Source organism: Acinetobacter sp. X9 (genome assembly GCF_054889255.1).
Genome location: NZ_CM142679.1, coordinates 667,561 through 686,694 on the forward strand (window position 1 = coordinate 667,561; position 19,134 = coordinate 686,694).

The window sequence follows — 19,134 nt, forward strand, 5'->3', positions numbered from 1 at the left end:
ATTGGGGAAATAGTTATTTTTTTGGTGTTGACTCTGTAGTTTTCCCCACTCAGGGGGTAAGCAAAAGAAGCCTTTGCTATGAAAGAAATATTAAAAACTTTAACTGAAGCAATGATGCTACCTGAAGATAGCTATTCTGAACAAGATGCTGAGTTTCTTGAGATTTTCGTCGAAGAAATTGAAGAAATTTTTGTTGATTTGCAACCATTGCTAAATGAATGGATGCGGTCTGAGAATATTGCTACGCTCACTGAAATTCGCCGCCATTTCCATACCTTAAAAGGTTCTGGGAGAATGATTGGTGCTAAATCTTCAGCTGAGCTTGCTTGGACAGTTGAAGACACGCTCAATCGAGTAATCAATCAAAGCCTTAAGTTGACTCCAGCTATCCAGAGTTATGTTCAGTTAGTGTTTAAGTTCTATTTCCTTAAATTAGTAGATAACTTTAAGCAAAAAAGAGCACATGCAGTAGATTTTAGACCGCTTATTTTATTGGGACAACAATTACAACAACAGCAAAGTTTAGAACCTGCTTTAGAAGAGCTTTTACAACTTTCAAATACGCTTACTGCCGAAACAATAACTGGACTTGAGCTAGACTATCTTGAGCAAGATTCATTGGCTGAGTCAATTGTTGAAGATGTACATACTGAAATTGAAATAAATCTAAATGAAACCTTAGCCTTATTTATGGAAGAGGCGGAGGAGCATTTATCGACAATTAATCAGTTCTTAAATCAAGAGCTACATCAGTATGATAGTTACAATGCTTTAATACGCGCTCTACATACTTTGCGTGGCAGTTCTGCAATGGCGCAGGTCGAAACAATTTTTGAAGCCAGTACCAAAGTTGAGCAGTTATTTAAAATCTTATTACAAGAAGAACTTTCTTCTAATTCAGATGAGATTTTATTATTACAAGAATATCGCGATTTTATTGGAGAGAGCTTAGAACTGCTATCTAGCAATAGTTCAAGTGAACAGCTTGAAGTGAGATTAGAGCAGTTTAATCAATCATGGGATGTCTACGTTGAGCAGCATAGTGATCGAACAGATCCATTAATGCCTTCACATGGTTTGGTATCGCAATTATTACTGTTAGATGTTTCTGAGCTACTCGATGCAGAATTAGATTTTGAGAAAGGAATTCGTAACGAGTTTCCTGGTTATCTTGAACGTCTAAGTGAACAGGCTGATTTGTTGCTACAGCATACCCACTCTCAAGCAATGCTAGGTTTACATGAATATACGAGCCAATTGAAAGACAGCTATAATGTATTGCTTGATAAACCTGTGTTATTGCAATCGGACTATATTTTTGAAATTTATCAAAAAGCGCATCAACAACTTATTCAATTGTTCGATGCTTTAGCCGCTGGTCAGCGAGTCGGTATTGTTAAGCAACATCAAAGTATTCTAGAAGAATTAAAACTTTATACGCTACATACACCTAGTATTCAAAATGATTTATCTCAGCAGAATTTTACTTTTGATGAGTCACTATTCAATATTGAACTAGAGTCTGAAGTTCCAGAAGTTATTAGAGTAGAGAATTCATCAGACTCTGCTGACTGGACCCTATTAAGCCAAAGTGTACAGCAAGATCGTCAATATATTTCCTCTACACAGGTAAATCAAAACTTTGATCCAGATCTATTAGACATTTTCCTCGAAGAAGCTGATGAGTTGCTTGAAGGAATGGATACAGATCTTAATATTTGGATTAATGATCAAGAGAACTTTGCGGCTCTCAATAATTTGATGCGTTATTTGCATACCTTAAAAGGTGGAGCAAATATGATCCAAGCAACTTATATTGGCTTAATTGCACATGAATTGGAAAGTATTTATGAGCGCTTAATTCAAAGACAGCTAATAGCTTCATCTGCTCTGATTGATTTTATACGTCTGGTTCAAGATGACTTGGCTGACCGTCTACAAATCATGCGTGAAAAACAGCTAGATTATGAAGCTTATTACACAATTAACGCATTGAAAAGAGCAGGTCAAAACTCTAACTTCCAATCTGCACCTGAGATTGAAGCATCTGATATTGAACGTGAGATATTCTCTGAACAAGAGGTGATATCTGAAGTATTAATAGATGAAGTACCGGCAGAAATTGAAGCTGTTATTGAAGAATTAGAAGCTCATCACGATCAAGTATTTGATACAGTTGTTACTGAATTGACTGCGCCAGTTGAAGCAATAACATCAGTTGTATCGTCGCACGAGAATGACGCTCTGGTTGATGAAGAGGACATTACTGCTGTTGTTGAGCAGACATTCCTCGAAGAAGCTGCTGAATTGTTAGAAATGGCTGATATGCTATTGAAACAATGGTTTGATCAGCGTACGAATCGTAGTATCTTGCTTCAATTACAAAGGGCCGTGCACAGCTTGAAGGGTGGTGCACGAATGGTTGGTTTAGAAGCCGTGTATGCGATTGCCTATCAACTTGAGAATGCTTTTGAACAATTTGCACTACATCACTTCAACTCGAATATTTATGACCATTTGCTCGAAAGTGCAATTGCATGGCTAAAAGACGCAATTTTCAAGTACAACTACCAGCATTTCGATGGACTACAACAAAGTTTAGAAAATATTCAATTCTTTGAAACGAATATCCAAATTCCAGCTAAGTTAAGTAAAGCTGATTTGTTTAGCTCAGAACCCGTGATGACCTTTATACAAGGTGATGGTACAGAACCACCGCCAATGATGGGAGCATGGGAACAAACTCAACGGCTCGATCAAAATAATGAGATGATCCGAGTTTCGGCAGATTTAATTGAAAAAATGATTGATCTGTCGGGTGAAAATTCGATTAACCGTTCGCGAATTGAAATGGATTTAAGCCAATTTGGACATACGCTAGCGGAAATGGAATTGGCCATTCAGCGACTTGCAGATCAGTTGCGTCGAATGGAAGGTGAATTGGAAACCCAAATTATTGCAAAACACGGTATTGAGCACTCTCGATATACGGAGTTTGATCCGTTAGAGATGGATCGATATTCGTCTTTAAATCAATTATCAAAATCTCTTGCTGAATCTGCATCGGATTTGGTCGACTTTAAAAATACATTATCTGACAAAATCAGAGATACAGAAAGCTTACTTTTACAACAGTCACGGATTCAAGCAGAAATTCAAGAAGGTTTGATGCGAACGCGATTAGTACCTTTCTCTCGATTACTGCCGCGTTTACAGCGAATTGTCCGTCAGACATCTACAGCTTTGAACAGACCTGCAGAGCTTTTTGTAAATAATACCGAAGGTGAGTTAGATCGCAATATTTTAGAACGGTTAGTGACCCCGCTTGAGCATATGCTCAGAAATGCAATTGACCATGGTCTAGAAGATCGCGTGCAACGTCAACAAGCACAAAAACCAGAAACTGGACGTATTGAACTTAATATCCATCGTCAAGGTACAGATGTTGTTGTGACATTTAAGGATGATGGAAGAGGTATTGATATCGAAAAGGTTCGTCAAAAGGCATTGATGTTTGGTTTAATTAATCCTGAACAAGTATTGGAACATCAAGATATTTTACAGTTGATTTTCCATCCGGGTTTAAGTACAGCTGATCAAGTTACTCAAATTTCAGGTCGTGGTGTAGGACTGGATGTAGTACAAAGTGATATTAAGGCTCTAGGTGGCCATGTGAGCGTAGAGTCTGTGTATGGGCAGGGAACGGTCTTTACAATACGTGTTCCAACTACAGTAGCGGTTAGTGATGCCTTAATGGTTAAAGTTGCTGATCAGCAATTTGCAATCCCTCTGGCCCAAATTGATCGAATTGTACGAGTTTCACCTGCATCATTAGAACAATATTTTGGAAGCGTACAAGAATTCTTTGAATTTGAAAATAAACGCTATCCATTGCGCTATTTATCTGAATTTGTTGGTAGTCAACCAATTCCGCGTTTAAGTGGAATGATGTATTCATTACCAGTATTAATGATTAAGGCAAATAATGGCCAAACTGTCGCATTATTAGTTGACCAACTGATTGGATCACGTGCACAGATTGTAGTCAAACCAATTGGGCAGCAGTTCTCTAGTATCGGTGCGATTGCAGGAGCAACTATTTTAGGTGATGGTCAAGTTTGCTTAATTTTAGATGGTCAAAATATTGCTCGCCAAATTCAGTCTACTCGTCGACTTAAGCTGGTTAATGAAGCGGTTTATAGACAACGAGAGTCTGATGAGCGACGTCTCATCATGATTGTGGATGACTCAGTAACTGTACGTAAAGTAACCTCTCGTTTACTCGAGCGCCAAGGCTATGATGTTGTGACCGCTAAAGATGGTGTGGATGCTATAGAGCAGCTAGAAAACATTAAGCCAGATCTGATGCTGCTTGATATTGAAATGCCACGCATGGATGGTTTTGAAGTTCTTAATCTTGTACGACATCATGATATGCATCAATACATGCCAATTATTATGATTACATCCCGAACAGGTGAAAAACATCGTGAACGAGCATTCTCATTAGGTGTAAGTCAATATATGGGTAAACCTTTCCAAGAGGAAGAGTTATTAGAGAATATCGATGCTTTACTTGTGGCGTTTGAAAGTGAGGTCAAATCATGAAAGGTAGTGTAAATACATCTTTGATCGGTAATATGGACCAACAAGAGCTACAGCATCTTATTACGGTTTCAACTGGTTTTATTGATGCCTATATCATTGAATGTAATGATGAGGTACCTATGCTGTTACCGCAAAATATTGTGTTATCTGCCATGGACGTAAAAAATGGTATCAAACATATTGAATGGCATGATGTAAAGCTACCTGTCTACTCAGTGCATAATAGAGTTGATTCGCGAGCAGTAGCATTAGTGATTGAAAGTGAAGACATTAGCCAACGTTTTGCACTCATGTGTAAATCGATGCCAGTTTCAGTTCGTCTGCGTATTTCTGAAGTCGTAGATGAAAATGAAGATATACAAGAGTCTTTACAGCAACCAACTATATTTAGATATGTCCGTATGGACAATCAACGCTACCATGTTCCTAATTTGCAATATATTCAAGATTCTCTTCATCTATAAAATTTATAAAAAAGGAACTCATTTTGAGTTCCTTTTTTATAAAAAATAGGTGAAATTCTTTTAGAGAGTATAAATTTATTTTAAAAATCATTGAAGTGCTTGCTTTGTTTATATCGTGAATTTATATTTTATATGTATTCCAAATGTTGAAATATAAGAAATTACCAATATTTACTTTTAATAAAGCCTCATACTAAATTTTAAAAGGAGATAAATTGAAATTATAGTTAAAGGATGAGCCTACTTTTATTATATTAATCATAGGGAAATAACCTAAAATAAAATCTTCTATAGCAGAAAATAAATGTCAATTCATAAAGAGCTACATATTTTAAAAACAGACGATCATGGCGAATTTGGTTTGTGGAGAATTTCTAAAAGAAATGACTCTATCACAGAAAAAGAGGCAATTTTCTTATCTCATGGTGCATTTTCGGATAAAAATGTTTGTATAGGCATTGCAGATTATTTGGCAAATCATGGTTATATTTGTTTTATTTTAGAGTGGCGAGGGCATGGTACGAGCCCAAAAACAGATACACCATTTAATTTTGAAACTGTTGCATTATACGAATATAAAACTGCGTTTCATTATATTCAACATAATTTTAATATAACCTCATTACACTGCGTAACCCACAGCGGTGGAGGTCTATGCTTAACCATGTTCTTGATTAATTATCCTGAATATTTAAAAAATATTCAAAGTATTACTTTTATTGCTTGCCAAGCATTTGGAGCAATAAATAATTCCTTTGATTTTATTAAAGTGTTTTCTGCAAAATTACTTGTAAAAGGTCTAGGCCAGATACCAGCTAATAAATTTAAATTAGGACGAGTAAATGAAAGCTATTACACGATGCGCCCATGGTTTAATTGGAACTTAAAAGAAAATTTTATAAGTGAATTTAAAGATATAGATTATAAAAAATTTATGAGCTCTATTAGAGTTCCAATATATTCTATTTGCGGGGCTGGCGATAAATTTATTGCCCCTGCTAAAGGATGCTATAAATATTTGCAAGCTTTTGAAAATGAAAATAATATATTTCGAGAATTTGGTCATTCCAATAATAACTTAGAAAATTATTCCCATAGTCGAATTGTACTTAGCCAAAATGCTGCTAAAGAAGTCTGGCCAACTATATTGCAATGGATAGATAAGAATTCAAAAGCAACTTTTTAAGCTATTTTATTAAAACTAATTTTCTAGTTTATTGAATATAAATAATCTTTGAAATTTTTAAAGAATGTACTCATACTTTAAATATAAAAAACGCCCCAAAAAGGGCGCTTTTTCAATTCATTCGATCTTAACTTTTACTTAGCTAATAAGTTTTCCAAAATTTGCTCATAAATATCAGTTAGTGGATCAAGGTCTTGTACATCAACATGTTCGTTAATTTGATGAATTGTTGCGTTAAGAACACCTAATTCCAATACCTGTGCGCCTGTTGGAGCAATAAAACGGCCATCAGAAGTACCACCACTTGTTGAAAGTTCAGTTTCAGTACCCGTTACGTTCAAAATAGCAGTTTGCGCTGCATTAACGAGTTCACCCACAGGTGTTAGGAATGGTAACCCAGAAAGATTCCAAACGATTTCGTACTGTAAACCGTGTTTATCTAAAATTTCATGCACACGTTGTTTAAGTTGTTCTGCAGTTACTTCTGTTGAATAACGGAAATTAAAAGTAACTTCTAGTGCACCAGGAATGACATTTGTTGCGCCAGTGCCAGCATGAATATTTGAAATCTGAAATGATGTTGCTGGGAAATATTCATTTCCATTATCCCAAACAGTTTGGCATAGCTCTGCTAAAGCTGGTGATGCTTCATGAATCGGATTACGCGCCAAGTGTGGGTAAGCCACATGACCTTGCTTACCTTGGACTTTTAATACGGCATTAAGTGAACCACGACGACCATTTTTAACAATATCACCCAATTTATGAGTACTTGAAGGTTCACCTACCAAACACCATGTCATCTTTTCGTTACGTTTTTCAAGAGTCTCAATCACTTTAACCGTACCATTAATAGCAGGGCCTTCTTCATCAGAAGTAATTAGAAAAGCAATTGAACCCTTATGATCAGGATGTTTTGCGACAAAACGCTCAGATGCAACGACCATGGCTGCAAGAGCAGTTTTCATATCGGCCGAACCACGACCATATAATTTTCCATCGCGAATTTCAGGTACAAACGGATCTGAATTCCATGCTTCTAACTTACCTGTCGGAACTACGTCAGTATGACCGGCAAAACAAAATACAGGTTCTTCAGTTCCGCGACGCGCCCAAAGATTGTCAACTTCACCAAAACGCATCGGTTCAATATGAAAACCAATTTTGGCTAAACGGTCTGCCATGATGGTTTGGCATGTATGATCAATAGGAGTAACAGAAGGTTGTTGTAACAATTCTAAGCTAAGCGAGAGAGTGTCTGAATGGTTCATACCGAAAATTGCGTGCTGATCAGGTGAAATATAGTCGGATATAATAGGCGAATCTCTAGGGGATGGGTACGTAAAAATAAAAAAACCTTATCGGAATGATAAGGTTTTTGAAGTAACAACTCTAACTTACATTTTATCTTGTGTTTTCTCAGCAGTATTTGTTACAGCATCACCTGCTTTAGAAACATCTTGCCCAAAACCTTTAAACGTATTACACCCTGTTAAAATAACAGCAACCATTACAGATGCAGCTAAAACTTTTTTCATCATTTTCTCCGTTTAAATTTAATAATGAAGTAAATTTAGATTAAAAAACAAACGGAAAAAGAAACATGACTGTTTAATAGTAAAAACGTTATAAAATGTTTCTAGAAGCTTAAAACTTATTGTTAATTAGCTTAATTTTTGCAGTTGAGGCTTGATGTTTAAGTACGAAGGATGTCTAAACATATAAAACAAAACCTCTTCACTATTTTTACAATATAAACCGTCTGTCCACCAATATGCTGGATTTGAAGTCGGCTCTTTATTTGGACACAACCATTCGTGTCTTTCCAATCGATAAAAAGAAGAGTGTGGAATGCTAGTGCCCCAATATCCCAATCGACGCTTTAAATTTATCCAGTTTGGTAGCGACTTTTGAAAATTTAGTTGAAGTGGTAGGTAGAGTTGTCCTTTTAAAACCGCAAAACGTTGTTGAATCTTAAAATTTAATGCTTCAGAAAATTGAAATTGCTTATTCGTAAAATGATAGAGTTTCTTGCTTAAAGTATCCTGACGATTCAATCCAATCCATTGTTCTAAATGTAAGTCTGCCTCGCCCAAATAGTATTTTAACGCGACCTCCCAATGTTCAATTTGTTGAGTTTCTTTATTTAAAATTAAAAAATCTAGCTCACCTAAAGTTTTTGCTCCATCAATCTTTTGAATACTATGACCTAACAGTTGGTAAGGATGATAATTATCCTCTTGTAGCCAGAACCAAAGTAAATTCTCAAAGCGTAAACCTAAACGTGTACTTTTAAGTTGAGATAAAAACTGGATTAAAGGCTCTGGTGACTGATCTAGCTCTTTTAACCGTGGTAAATAATTTTGGAAATGCTCTTCCCATACTTCGGTTGGGTGCAGCTTAAAGTCGTGTTGTATAGAAAAACTTTTTGGTAATTGGCAAAGTAAATTTGGACTAGCAATACAAAAAGCTAGCTGTCGCACTATAGGATGTTGAAATTGAAGCCATGGTTCGAAATAGGAAGTTTTCACTGAGGCAATATTCATATATTTAATACTCGAAGTAATTCATCCTAATTTCATAAGGGATCAACAAACAATATTAGAAAAACACTTTATACTAACGCTAACAGCAGGTTAAGGTTTATATATGCGAACATTGTTCTGGCGCTCTTTGGTCGTGATTTTTATCACGCTAGGCATTATTGGAGCAATTTTACCAGGTATGCCCACAACAGTGTTTTTGATTCTGGCTGCATGGGCAGCTTCAAAGGGATGGCCACAAATGGATGATTGGTTATTAAACCATCCCAAATACGGCCCAACATTACGTGATTGGCGAGCCAATGGTACAGTACCACGTAAAGCCAAATGGATTGCAAGCATAATGATGGCAATCAGTGGCCTTATAATGCTATTTACTTCAGCACCGCTTTGGGTCAAGGTTTTTACTGATACTACCATGTTCATCGTTGCAGTTTGGTTATGGCTACGCCCTGAGCCAAAATTAAAAGATTGATAATCTTTTAATTTTGGCGCAAGACAAGCAGTGAAACTGCGCGTAGATAAGAGAGGATTGATAATCTTTTAATTTTGGCGCAAGACAAGCAGTGAAACTGCGCGTAGATAAAAGAGGATTGATAATCTTTTAATTTTGGCGCAAGACAAGTTCTTCATATAAATTTTTACTTAAACTCAAAGTATTTGAGTTGATATAAGAGAATAAGTTCAATGTCTCAATTTAAGCTCGAAGAAGCAGATATCCTCATCGATTTAGCAAATCAAACATTAACTTTGCCTAAACATAATAAGTTTTATGTCATTTCTACCGGAAAGAACGGAATCGGTGAGCAAGAGAATACTGGTAGGACTCCACGTGGATGGCATAGGGTTGCAAAAAAAATTGGTGCACAATCTCCTCAAAATGCGGTTTTTATTGCACGTAAGCCAACAGGGGAGGTCTATAGTAGTGAACTAGCAGCACAATTCCCTGAACGAGATTGGATATTGTCACGTATTCTTTGGTTAGATGGCTTAGAAGAAGGCTTTAACAAAGGCGAAGGTCATGACACCATGCAGCGTTATATCTATATTCATGGCACACCTGATAAAGAACCGATGGGTGTTCCCATGTCACATGGATGTATTCGAATGCGTAATGAGGAAATCATTGAGCTGTTTGATTTAGTCGCTGAAGATGCATTGGTTTATTTGTCTGAGCAATCTTTAACCTAAAATAAGATTTTAAAAATTCTTATTTAATTAGCTGAATGATCAAAATATTAAAATAAGTGCTTAAATAAAATACAAAAAATTGTTTTTTACTTAATAATGACTTATTTTTAATCATTCATTCGCATTTTTTTGAAAAGTTGTCGAAAAGCGTTTGACACCTGTTAAAGATTCTCTATAATGCACCTCACAAACGATGAAGACGTTAAGGGCGCTTAGCTCAGTTGGTAGAGCGTCTGCCTTACAAGCAGAATGTCGGCGGTTCGATCCCGTCAGCGCCCACCAAGCCTTTACGTTAAGCTCTCAAGTGCAGCGGTAGTTCAGTTGGTTAGAATACCGGCCTGTCACGCCGGGGGTCGCGGGTTCGAGCCCCGTCCGCTGCGCCACTTAAGACTTAACATCGTTTACCCCACAATTGCGATATTGTGAAAGTGCAGCGGTAGTTCAGTTGGTTAGAATACCGGCCTGTCACGCCGGGGGTCGCGGGTTCGAGCCCCGTCCGCTGCGCCACTTTTCAGTTCGGGTTGTGTTTGGAAGAAGATTTGAGATGTAAAAGTTTTAAATCAAAAAATTAATAATTTATTAGTTTTTTCTTCTTGGGGCGCTTAGCTCAGTTGGTAGAGCGTCTGCCTTACAAGCAGAATGTCGGCGGTTCGATCCCGTCAGCGCCCACCATATATGTGACCATACTTTATTTTAAAGTATTGTAGTGCAGCGGTAGTTCAGTTGGTTAGAATACCGGCCTGTCACGCCGGGGGTCGCGGGTTCGAGCCCCGTCCGCTGCGCCATTCTCTTGATTCCCTTGTCTAGAGAATGTAGAGTATAAAGATACATTCGCTATCTTTTCTCATTAAGGGCGCTTAGCTCAGTTGGTAGAGCGTCTGCCTTACAAGCAGAATGTCGGCGGTTCGATCCCGTCAGCGCCCACCATAATTTCTATCAGAAATTTAAATTCCCTAAATTCATATTAATCTATAAATATCTTATACTTACATGTAAATTTATTTACTACGTGACTCAGTGTAGATACAACTTTTCTATTCTAAAAATAAAGTCCTTATATCTTTAAGTTATTCTTTTTATTGATCGCTAGTTTTTAATTTTTTAGCATTAGTGTTTTTTTACTCTTGCTGTTGATGGGCTTCCTCCTCCTTATTAAATTTCTTTATTAGTGACTAAAGATAAGAATCTAACTTGCAATTTATGATCTTCAGCTTAGATCAACTTTGTATTTGTACCGATCACTAATATTTTCACAAATAAAAAAACTGCTATTTTTTAAATAGCAGTTTTTTTATTAAATTATTTTTAATATTCGTTTAAAAGCCATCCACTTGCATATGCGAAATATTCACGTAACCATGCATTGTAGCGAGTAGCTAATGGTGTCTCGGCCGCTATCCCATAAACTTGGGTATAGCCCTGTTTCTTTGCAATTGCTATTGCTCTAGGAATATGAAAATCACTTGTCACAATAGCGATTGGCTGGTCTAAGGTAATGTGGTGCTGTTCTAATAAGGGTTTACTATTTTTTAAGTTAAGCTCTGTGCTGGTACTTTTATCTTCAAGGATCATTTGATCTCTTGCGATATGATACTTTTGTTCAAGATAACGAGACATAACCAATGCTTCGCTTTCTTTTTCTGAAAAATCAAGACCACCTGTTAAAACAACTTTTGCTTGCTGTTGTTTAAGTGCTAAAGGGGCGGCTGTATCTAAACGTTTTGCAAGAATTGTAGATGGTTGACCATTTTCGACACCGCTTCCTAAGACGATAATTGCTCTTACTGTAGGAATATTATCTGAAGTATCTTTATTTTCTTTAATAAAGCTAAAAAAATAGCCTAAGCCAATTAACCATATCCAGAAGCATAACCATCCAAAACGCCAAAGTGTGTGTAAGCGATAGTGATAGAAGAAAAAGCGTTCTAAATGATAATAAAATAAGGAATATAGGCAGAGGAAAGCACCTAAAATTAAAGGAATAACGGTGCCTACATTAATTTTATTGAGACAAATTAGAACTAATCCATCTAGAAATAAAATCGAACCAATGATTGCTAGGAAAATACGGATCCACTTACTGACTTGCATTGTGCTTAGAGTTGCAATTTAAATTGCAGACAGTGTATGCAAAATCATTCTGAATGCAATAAAAAACCGAGTAAAGCATTTAAGCTATTACTCGGTTTTTGTTTTTATTGATTTTTAATAAACATCACGGCGGTAACGACCTTGTTGTCTTAAATCATCTACCTGTTCTTCACCCAGGATTTCGATAAGTGCTTGATCAACTCCGCTTGCCATACCATCAATACTACCGCATACATACAGAACAGCACCACGTTCTATCCAGCTTACTAATTCTGCTGCATTTTGACGGATTACATCTTGAACATACATACGTTGTTCTTGATCTCTGGAAAATGCTAAATCAAGGCGTTTTAACATTCCTGTGGTTTTCCATGCCTCAATAGTTGATTCATAGAAGAAATCACATGCTCTTTGACGTTCACCAAAGATTAACCAGTTTTCAGTGTAATCATGACGTGTACGGGTGTGTAATAGGCTCATTAAGCCAGCAATGCCAGTTCCGTTACCAATACAAATAATAGGGCGATTATCATCAATAAGATGGAATGATTCATTGGTACGAATACGCAAAGCAATTTCATTATTAACTTGTGTATGTTGAGTCAGCCAACCCGAACCTAAACCTAAATTGCCAGACGCATCATATTGTTGGCGTACAACCAAACGAAGGACTTGCTGAGATGGAATGCTCGCAATCGAATACTCTCGCGTTGGTAGAGTAGGCAGCTGCTCTAATAAATGATCCAGATTGGCAAATGGTTCAATTTCACCAGTTAAATCTTTATTCCAAAGCGCTTTTTCGATTGAAATCTGTAATGAATCAACTTTTGAATTTTTAAGAATATGATGCTTTTGCAAAAAAGCATGGATACGTTCAGCACTATTGCCTGGCTGTATTTCCGCAATATCACCCGCTTGCCATATCGCTTCATGATTTGCTTTAAGTTCAATATTATAAGCAGACTGACCTAAGCTATTTGGATTGAGTAAGTCACGTTGCTGTAATGTCCAACTATCAAATACTTTTTCCAGATTTACAGCATGCAAATCTAATTTAGTTGCCTTCGCGAGAGATTGATTCCAATTTTGAATATCCGAGGGGTTTGCATTATCAACTTCAATTGTATTGAAGAGAGCATGGGCACCATTTGCTTTAAGCCAAGCATCTACTGCATGGCCAAAACTACAATAAGTGTCTGGATATTCTTTAGAGCCTAGCGCTAGAACAGCATAGTTGATGTGCTTAAGATCCACATTCAATTTTAAAAGTTTCTTAGCAAAGCTTGTAGCGAGATCAGGAGCATCACCAGTACCATAAGTACTGATCACGAATAAAACCTGTTGATGTTGTTCTAAATCAGTTTGTGTTAGCTGCTGTATAGGTTTTACCTGAACAGGTTGATGAGCCTCTTGTAAACTTGTTGCCGTACTCCAAGCGAGTTGTTCAGCTACGCCGGTTTGAGTTGCATAAGTAATAAGCCAAGGCTTTGCATTTGGATCAATGTATTGTCCTGCTAAAGACTGACGAGCTGTCTGTGTTAATTTTTTCTGTTTACGGCGTTTAAGGTAAAGCATCCACCCAGTAACCAAGAACAAAGGCATTGCTAGAGAAGCAAGCATCGCAACGAATTGATAAATTGGTCCAAAGAAGCTACCACGGTGTACGGGTAACATGCTGCTCATAATCTTTTGATTAAGCTTTTTGTCTTCGTAAAGCTCCATCTTTTCAATGTTGCCAGTTTGATAATTATAGATGGCTTGATTGCGTGCACGTTCGTGTTGTGGGATAGCATCGACAAAGCTTAACTCAATTTTCCCATCATCTTTTTTCGGTAAGCTTAATGTTAGTGTCGAATAATCACGTCCGATTTGGCTATTGAAGCCGCTCCATGTTTGATTAAGTGCTGTAATGAGCTGTGTATTATCTAATTGAGGCTCTGATTTTTTATCATTATTACGGCCAGATTGTTTGCCTTGCTGCATTCCTCGATTTTGATTTTGAGGAGTAGCACCATGATCTTGTCGTTTAGGCTGTTCAACGCCCATCACTTTGAACATGCCACTACGCCACCAATCATAAGACCAATATAGGCCTGTACATGCGAAAAGAAGGTAAAAAACAATGACCCATGTACCAACAACCGCATGTAGATCCCAAATAAAATTTCGGCCTTTGAGTTTTGGTTTTACGGCAAGCCATTGACGAGCAGAATGCTTCTTAGGCCAGCGTAAATACAAACCGCTAAGTACAAAGTAAATTAACATGAGCGCGCAGGCACCCGTAATTTGTTTACCAACTTCGCCGGCTGTTAAATTACGATGAATTTGTTGTATGAGTAACAATAACTTTCGGCCTTTAACATCTGGAAGGACCTCAGCGTTATAGGGGTTAACCATCATATTGTAGCCACGACGTTCACCTTCTTTTTCAATGTTTACCACAGAAGAAGAGGTGGGGGCCTTAGCAATCGTAATGCTATTAATTTTGATTTCAGGCTGAGTTGTATTGAAATGCTCGTAAAGCTGAGCAGGAGTTAGTTTAGGAGTATTTTCAGCTTGAACAACATAACTATCAGAATTCACCCATTTTAAAATTTGTTGATCATAAGAATAAATTGCACCTGTGACACCCATAATGGATAAGATGAGGCCAGCAGTAATTCCCAGAAACCAATGAATTTGAAATAAAATCTTTTTAAACATGGTCGAAAATGTAAATATGATGGAGATCTTGTAACGAAGTATAGCCGAAGATTGGGGAGATAATATGGATTTTGGAGATAATATTAATTTTCATTATCATTTATTTTTAGCTTAATAAAAAACCTCCGTGAGGAGGCTTTTTATAAAATCTAGAATTACAAGGTTTTTGGTTCGCCTACAGATTCTTTTAAGTGTGTGCGAATTGTGTTGAACGAGAAGTTTTTCGAATCCATGCGCTTAGGTAGAATATAAGCACCTTGTTGTTCTTGGCCTTTTGGATCTTTTACTTTGAAATTGACCAAAATAAAATCAGGTGTATTGTACCATTCGTAGATATTTTTCCACCCAATAGTACCTACGCCTTCTTGTAAGCCCATTTGTTGACGCATCACAATACCATGAGGTTGCACACCTAAACGAATACCTTTGATTTCCTGTACCGGAAATTCATTCATCTTGCGTTTAACGTACCATTCTAATCCGTATTTACGTCCTACGTAGTAAAGGACTACGCAGACAATAGCAACCCAGCAAAAAATAGTAGAGTAGTTCTTGATAAAAACAAGACCTAAAATAGCTAGGGCTAAAACCACACCCATAATTACCCAGATTTTTGTGCTGATTTTATTGGTACTGCGCCAGATAAGAAGCTGTGCATTACGTTGTTCAGCTTCTGACACGTCATAGGGAACAGGCTGAAGCGTATAAGCGTATAAAGTTTTCGCGGTCATAGTGCAAATAACAAATTGTAAACTGTTTTAAGTTTAGCATTAATTGGCATAAGTCAGGAAAGGATATTATGCCAATTTCATACTAATTTCCGACTCAAATTTATAACGATGCAAGCTCGCTGGCATCATTATCAAGATCATGACTTAGGCGTTGTTTTAGCATACTAAAACGGTTCAATACACCAAGCATGAGTGATAGCTGCTGTAAAATAATGAGTGATTTTTGATCCTCTTCATTATTTTGGCTCAAACGTTGACGTATCGTCTGGAGCATATTTTGTGCTGTAAGATCAGGCATCTCATCTCTTAATAGAGCACCCTGAATATCATCCAGTGCTTGATCTAAGAGTTTAAGAACAGCTTGATCTTGAATGCTTTCTCGATGTGCTCCAAGTGCTGCGATATAACTTAAAAATGTATGGTTTAAACATAAAAATTCAAAGATATCCGACTTACGGGTAGGGTCAAAGTCTGGCTCTGTTGCTAAAGTTGAAATAAGTGAAGCAACCTCGGCATCTGTATTATGAGCAGCACGTCTTACAATACGGTAATTCAGCGCATGATTGCGACCTTCATGATATTGTTTAACAACTTCAGCTAAATAATTGCATTGAGCTTGTAATGAACGTCTGATGTTGCGAGGTAAGCGTCGGAATTTCCAGTCAGGCCAAATAAATGTCACTCCAAACCAAGCTAGAGCACATCCAATTAAAGTATCTACAAATCGCGGAATAGCAGCAGCCATTGCTGAACCGTCTAGGTTAAAGTTAATTAATGCAAGAATAGTGATAAATGCGGTTGCTTGAGCATATTGCTTACTGCGTAACTCAAAAAACAGTACTCCGCTCAGGATTAGCATTAATAGTTGTCCTTCGACGGAAGGCACGAGAAATACAATGGTAAGACCAACAATAATTCCGACTAATGTTCCGACAATTCGTAAGCGTAAGCGACGTTTGGTTGCGTTGAAGTTAGGCTGGCTTACAAATAGCGCTGTAAGCATAATCCAATAGCCGTACTCAATATTGGTCATTTGAATCAACACATATCCAATAAAAAGAACAATCGAGACGCGAATTGCATGGCGGAAGAGTACAGATTCGGGAGTTAGATTTTGCTTTATTCGGATGACAATATCATTCCATCCTTGTAAATCATCATCTTTAAGCTGGTTCTCTGCTTGTTTAACTTTATCAGACTGAATGTGTTGTTCCGTTTCTAAGTTAAGTAACTGAGAGTCGATAGATTTTAAATTTTGGTATAAAGCGAAAAGAGCATTTACCCATAACAGATCATAATGCTGATCACGTCTTAGCTTCTCTAAAGATAGTCTTAAGTTCTCAAAACTCTGCTTGAAACGTTTGTTATGGTTATAAGGTTTGCGTTGTAAAATACATTCATTTAACTCTTGGCAAGCTTTACCTTGAACTGCCAAAATTCGTTGAAATCTAAATAAAATATCGCTGTGCTGAAAAATTTTGGCTAACTTTTGATAGTCGATATGGGCTGAGTCAGCACGCTCATGAATGTCTTGAGCGACAAAATAATAATGTAAGCTTCGACGTGTATCTTTTTGTCCACGGTCACCTTTTAAACGAGTCAATAAAGCTGTTTTTAAGTCATTAAAAATCGTAATTAATTTGCCATTTTCTAATGACAACTCAATCATGCTTTGCTGATAGCTGGCAGGAGTCATATCTACATCAAATAAGTTTGATTTTGCAAATAGAAAATCACCTAGAGAGGCATAAGACGCTGCGAGTTTGTCTTGAAGTTGGCGAACGGGGAATAACAAAAAGCTAATCGTTGCAATGAGGCCATACCAAGCAGCGCCTGCAACTAAAAGAGCAGGTTGAATATACCAGTGATCGAAAAGGTGAACACCCAACATGGTATAGACCGAAACAACCAAACAGCCATAAGAAATGGTGGCGTAACGACGTCCTAATGAACCTAGTAAAATCCAGCCAATACATGAAGCAATCAACCCTAAGGCAAAAGCCATTGGGTAGGGGAAAAGTAGTTGTACAGAAGCTGCGGTAACGAAGAACCCAATATAAGTATAAATTAGGTTCATGATTCGCACGGAAAAGCGATCATCAATATCACTCAAACCTGCTGCGACTACACCTAAAGTGAGTGGAATAGTTGCTAATTGATAGCCTAAAAAATAAGGCACGAAAGCAGTTCCTGAAAAGGCTATCAGCATTCGCACGTTATACATAAATGTTGTGTTATAAGTCGCTCTTTTTAGGCGTTTAAACCAAGATTTCAAATGAAGTCCTTGCTGATCAACCTGAGTGATAAAGGATTTGTGTATTTCTACACCAATGTTGCACAAATCATACGATAGACAGTGTAAGCTTGTCTGTATGCAAATGAGTGAAAAATGAAATATCGTTATGTCTGAACAAACAGCCCAGCGTCAATACTCTATTGGCTGGATTATGTTGCTCGCTTTACTTACGGCTTTAGGGCCGTTATCCATTGATATGTACTTACCTGCGTTACCACAAATGGCCCATGATTTTGGGGTAAGTACGCAAATGGTGGCAAATACACTACCAGCTTATTTTTTTGGTTTAGCCATTGGGCAGTTGGTTTATGGTCCTTTAAGCGATCGTATCGGTAGAAAGAAACCACTTTACTTTGGCCTCGCGCTTTATGCAGTCGCAAGCTTATTTTGTGTAATGGCTACTAATGAATGGAGCTTGATTGCTGCCCGTATTTTACAAGCCTTAGGTGGTTGTGTTGGCGTAGTCATGGCTCGTGCGGCAATACGCGATAAATTGGACGTACAAGGCTCTGCACAAGCTTTTTCAAGCATGATGATTGTCATGGGGCTTGCACCAATTTTGGCTCCTATGATCGGAGCATGGATTTTAATTTGGTTCCCTTGGCAGGCTATTTTTATTGCACTTTCAATTGTGGGGGCGCTGTGTTGGCTGTGTGTACATTTCTTTTTTAAGGAAACTCTGGCAAATGATAAAAGGCTTAAGCTATCGCTCTATCAAGTGGTGACTTTATATGGAGCTATTTTCAAAGATGCGAGTTTCCGCTTACCTATGTTTGCAGGGTGTTTAACAGGGGCTGCATTATTTTGCTATATCAGCTCAGCGCCTGCGGTTTTTATGGATCAGTACGGGCTTAATCAGCAAGAATTTGCCTACGTATTTGGACTAAATGCTTTTGGCATTATGTTAATCTCTTCTTTAAACAAGCATTTAACAACACGTGTTGAAATTACCAAACGCTTAAAATCGGGTTCACTTGTGCAAGTGACTGGAGCCACCATTGTATTTATTGCGGGTTTAATTCCTGCGGCGCCTTTATGGCTGGTTATGGTAGGGTTGTTTTTAGCTATTTCAGGCATTGGTTTAACAGGCCCAAATGCGATGGCGTTAGCAATGTCCAAACAAGGTGCTCGCGCTGGAACAGCAAGTGCAATTATGGGAAGTATGCAATTCGCTTGTGGCCTTTTAGGTGGCGTGCTTCTTAACTTCCTGATTTGGTCTGCATCGCTCAATATGGGGGTGATGATGGTGTTATTTACACTAAGTGGTTTTATTGTCGTCTTGAAAGCGACACAACAGGTCGAAACCAAGCCATTCTCATAG

At 37.6% G+C, this 19,134-nt stretch carries 13 protein-coding genes and 6 tRNA genes; 12 read left to right on the forward strand and 7 right to left on the reverse strand.

Annotated elements, in window-relative coordinates; translation table 11 throughout:
* Positions 1-78 precede the first annotated feature (78 nt).
* From ACYU0V_RS03325 to ACYU0V_RS03335, 3 genes are all read left to right on the forward strand, one after another.
* A complete protein-coding gene (locus ACYU0V_RS03325; RefSeq protein WP_069124011.1) occupies positions 79-4,608 on the forward strand; it encodes a hybrid sensor histidine kinase/response regulator in 4,530 nt (1,509 codons plus the stop codon).
* A complete protein-coding gene (locus tag ACYU0V_RS03330) occupies positions 4,605-5,072 on the forward strand; it encodes a hypothetical protein (protein WP_069124007.1) in 468 nt (155 codons plus the stop codon). Before ACYU0V_RS03325 ends, ACYU0V_RS03330 begins: the two co-directional genes overlap by 4 nt.
* Positions 5,073-5,376: 304 nt before the next feature.
* The gene (locus ACYU0V_RS03335) at positions 5,377-6,258 is read left to right on the forward strand and encodes an alpha/beta fold hydrolase (RefSeq protein ID WP_461849034.1); all 882 of its coding nucleotides are present in this window, start codon (positions 5,377-5,379) and stop codon (positions 6,256-6,258) included.
* 134 nt (positions 6,259-6,392) lie between these two features.
* On the opposite strand, the gene dapE is transcribed toward ACYU0V_RS03335, so the two are convergent.
* The 3 genes from dapE to ACYU0V_RS03350 form a co-directional block, all read right to left on the reverse strand.
* Complete coding sequence (dapE, locus tag ACYU0V_RS03340) at positions 6,393-7,529, reverse strand: succinyl-diaminopimelate desuccinylase (RefSeq protein WP_005072799.1); 1,137 nt, start codon at positions 7,527-7,529, stop codon at positions 6,393-6,395.
* 126 nt (positions 7,530-7,655) lie between these two features.
* The gene (locus ACYU0V_RS03345) at positions 7,656-7,799 is read right to left on the reverse strand and encodes an entericidin A/B family lipoprotein (protein ID WP_014207555.1); all 144 of its coding nucleotides are present in this window, start codon (positions 7,797-7,799) and stop codon (positions 7,656-7,658) included.
* A gap of 123 nt (positions 7,800-7,922) precedes the next feature.
* A complete protein-coding gene (locus ACYU0V_RS03350) occupies positions 7,923-8,804 on the reverse strand; it encodes a DUF1853 family protein (RefSeq protein ID WP_069124004.1) in 882 nt (293 codons plus the stop codon).
* Between the two features lie 103 nt (positions 8,805-8,907).
* On the opposite strand from ACYU0V_RS03350, the gene ACYU0V_RS03355 reads away from it, so the two are divergent.
* The 8 genes from ACYU0V_RS03355 to ACYU0V_RS03390 all read left to right on the forward strand — a co-directional run bounded on the left by ACYU0V_RS03355 (position 8,908) and on the right by ACYU0V_RS03390 (position 10,919).
* The gene (locus ACYU0V_RS03355) at positions 8,908-9,276 is read left to right on the forward strand and encodes a YbaN family protein (protein ID WP_017400240.1); all 369 of its coding nucleotides are present in this window, start codon (positions 8,908-8,910) and stop codon (positions 9,274-9,276) included.
* A 212-nt stretch (positions 9,277-9,488) separates the two neighbouring features.
* Positions 9,489-9,992, forward strand: a complete 504-nt coding sequence (elsL, locus tag ACYU0V_RS03360) for a cell wall-recycling L,D-carboxypeptidase ElsL (protein ID WP_342063648.1) — start codon at positions 9,489-9,491, stop codon at positions 9,990-9,992.
* Positions 9,993-10,198: 206 nt separating this feature from the next.
* A tRNA-Val gene (locus ACYU0V_RS03365) sits at positions 10,199-10,274 on the forward strand.
* Positions 10,275-10,298: 24 nt separating this feature from the next.
* Positions 10,299-10,375 (forward strand) — tRNA-Asp (locus ACYU0V_RS03370).
* Between the two features lie 47 nt (positions 10,376-10,422).
* A tRNA-Asp gene (locus ACYU0V_RS03375) sits at positions 10,423-10,499 on the forward strand.
* Positions 10,500-10,588: 89 nt separating this feature from the next.
* Positions 10,589-10,664, forward strand: a tRNA-Val gene (locus ACYU0V_RS03380).
* A gap of 36 nt (positions 10,665-10,700) precedes the next feature.
* Positions 10,701-10,777 (forward strand) — tRNA-Asp (locus ACYU0V_RS03385).
* 66 nt (positions 10,778-10,843) lie between these two features.
* Positions 10,844-10,919, forward strand: a tRNA-Val gene (locus ACYU0V_RS03390).
* A 378-nt stretch (positions 10,920-11,297) separates the two neighbouring features.
* Here the strand turns inward: ACYU0V_RS03390 and ACYU0V_RS03395 are convergent.
* From ACYU0V_RS03395 to yccS, 4 genes are all read right to left on the reverse strand, one after another.
* Complete coding sequence (locus tag ACYU0V_RS03395) at positions 11,298-12,083, reverse strand: YdcF family protein (protein ID WP_461849037.1); 786 nt, start codon at positions 12,081-12,083, stop codon at positions 11,298-11,300.
* A 114-nt stretch (positions 12,084-12,197) separates the two neighbouring features.
* Positions 12,198-14,786 carry a PepSY domain-containing protein gene (locus ACYU0V_RS03400; protein ID WP_461849039.1) on the reverse strand — a complete coding sequence of 863 codons (2,589 nt, stop codon included), beginning with the start codon at positions 14,784-14,786 and terminating at the stop codon, positions 12,198-12,200.
* A 155-nt stretch (positions 14,787-14,941) separates the two neighbouring features.
* Positions 14,942-15,517: an SdpI family protein gene (locus ACYU0V_RS03405; RefSeq protein ID WP_461849040.1), complete on the reverse strand. Its 576-nt coding sequence runs from the start codon at positions 15,515-15,517 to the stop codon at positions 14,942-14,944.
* Between the two features lie 100 nt (positions 15,518-15,617).
* Complete coding sequence (yccS, locus tag ACYU0V_RS03410) at positions 15,618-17,792, reverse strand: YccS family putative transporter (RefSeq protein WP_017400237.1); 2,175 nt, start codon at positions 17,790-17,792, stop codon at positions 15,618-15,620.
* A gap of 127 nt (positions 17,793-17,919) precedes the next feature.
* Here yccS and ACYU0V_RS03415 point away from each other — a divergent pair, with 127 nt between their 5' ends.
* Complete coding sequence (locus tag ACYU0V_RS03415; RefSeq protein WP_461849043.1) at positions 17,920-19,134, forward strand: multidrug effflux MFS transporter; 1,215 nt, start codon at positions 17,920-17,922, stop codon at positions 19,132-19,134.